The sequence below is a fragment of the Streptosporangium sp. G11 genome, from assembly GCF_051192615.1.
Lineage (GTDB): Bacteria > Actinomycetota > Actinomycetes > Streptosporangiales > Streptosporangiaceae > Streptosporangium.
This window is the reverse complement of the sequence record NZ_JBPJUQ010000242.1, coordinates 1-2,275: the sequence shown is the minus strand read 5'-3', so window position 1 is coordinate 2,275 and position 2,275 is coordinate 1. Positions and strand designations below refer to the sequence as shown.

General features: G+C 68.2%; 1 protein-coding gene. It reads right to left on the bottom strand.

Translation table 11 applies throughout. The annotated features are described in order from the left end of the window. A partial coding sequence (locus ACSDR0_RS50180) for a phosphoketolase family protein (protein ID WP_435296059.1) occupies positions 1-2,275 on the bottom strand: 2,275 nt, incomplete at both ends.

The following is a 2,275-nucleotide window of genomic DNA, read 5'->3' as shown; positions in this document are numbered from 1 at the left end:
GGCCAGGTCCAGTCGCGGATCTCGGCCGGGTCCTCGCCGTGCTCGCGGGTATGGGCGCGGGCACGCAGCCGCGCGTCGACCATGTGCTGACGCAGATGCGCCGACCGCCCGGCCAGCCCGGGAACCCGGTCGATGACATCCATGACCAGATGGAAACGGTCGATGTCGTTGAGCATGGCCATGTCGAACGGCGTGGTCGTGGTGCCCTCCTCCTTGTAGCCGCGCACATGAATGTTGTCGTGGCCGTTGCGGCGGTAGGTCAGGCGGTGGATCAGCCACGGATAGCCGTGGAAGTTGAAGATGATCGGCCGATCGGCGGTGAACAGCGTGTCGAACTCGGCATCCGACATGCCGTGCGGATGCTCCGACGGCGGCTGCAGCCGCATCAGGTCCACCACGTTGACCACCCGGACCCTCAGCTCGGGCAGATGCTCACGCAGCAGGGCGGCCGCCGCCAGGGTCTCCAGGGTGGGCACGTCACCGGCGCACGCCAGCACCACGTCCGGCTCGCTCCCGGCATCGGTGCCGGCCCACTCCAAGATGCCCAGGCCGCGCGTGCAGTGGGCGATCGCCGCCTCCATCGACAACAGGTCCAGCACCGGCTGCTTCCCCGCCACAATCACGTTCACGTAGTCGCGAGAACGCAGACAGTGATCAGCCGTCGACAGCAGCGTGTTGGCGTCCGGCGGCAGGTAGACCCGCACCACCTCGGCCTTCTTGTTCATCACCACATCCAGGAAACCGGGATCCTGGTGGGAGAACCCGTTGTGGTCCTGGCGCCACACATGTGAGGACAACAGGTAGTTCAGCGAGGCCACCGGCCGCCGCCAGCCGATCTTCCGTGAGGACTCCAGCCACTTGGCGTGCTGGTTGAACATGGCGTCGATGATGTGGATGAACGCCTCGTAGCAGTTGAACAAACCGTGGCGGCCACTCAGCAGATAGCCCTCCAGCCAGCCCTGGCACAGGTGCTCGCTGAGCACCTCCATCACCCGGCCCCCCTTCCCCAGATGCTCGTCGCTCTGGAGCATCTGGGCGTCCCAGGCCCGGTCAGTGACCTCGAAGACCGCCGACAATCGGTTGGAGGCGGTCTCGTCGGGGCCCATCAGCCGGAAGGTGTCGGGATTGGCGGCGATGACGTCGCGCAGGAAGACGCCCAGCACCCGGGTGGGCTCACTCATGGCGGTGGCGGGCGAGGTGACCTCGACCGCGTACCGGCGAAAGTCCGGCAGCGCCAGCGGCCGCAGCAGCTCGCCGCCGTTGGCGTGCGGGTTGGCGCTCATCCGCAGCGGCCCGACCGGCACCGTCCGCAGGATCTCGGCCACCGGCCGCCCGTCGGCGTCGAACAGCTCCTCGGGCCGGTAGGAGCGCATCCACTCCCGCAGCATCTCCAGGTGCTCGGGATTGTCGCGCACCCCCGACAAAGGCACCTGATGAGAGCGCCAGGTGCCCTCGACCGGCAGGCCGTCGACCTCGCGCGGCCCGGTCCACCCCTTGGGCGTCCGCAAAATGATCATGGGTGGCCGGCCGCCCTCGGCGATCTGGTCGAACACCGTCTCCAGGGTCTCGGCCATGATCTGGTGCACGGCCTCGGGGTCGTCTCCGGCCACGAGGTGCGGGCGGTGGCCGTAGCCCTCCATGAGCTTGACCAGCTCGTCGGAGGGGATGCGGGCCAGCACGGCCGGGTTGGCGATCTTGTAGCCGTTCAGGTGCAGGATCGGCAGTACGGCGCCGTCGCGGCCGGGGGCACGGAACTTGCTGGAATGCCAGCTGGCCGCCAGCGGCCCGGTCTCGGCCTCACCGTCACCGATGACACAGGCCACCACCAGGTCCGGATTGTCGAACGCGGCCCCATAAGCGTGAGCCAGGCAGTAGCCGAGCTCGCCACCCTCGTGGATCGAGCCGGGCGTCTCAGGCGCCACGTGGCTGGGGATACCGCCGGGGAAGGAGAACTGCCGAAACAGCCGCCGCATCCCCTCGGCGTCCTGCGTGATATCCGGATATTTCTCGGTGTAAGAGCCCTCCAGCCAGGCATGCGCCACCGCCGCGGGCCCGCCGTGGCCGGGACCGGCGACATAGATCATGTCCTGGCCGCGTTCGGCGATGACCCGGTTGAGGTGGGCGAAACAGAAGTTCAGCCCCGGCGTGGTCCCCCAGTGCCCCAGCAGCCGGGGCTTGATGTGCTCGGGCCGCAGCGGCTCGGCCAGCAACGGGTTGTCCAGCAGGTAGATCTGACCGACCGACAGGTAATTGGCCGCGCGCCAATAAGCGTCGA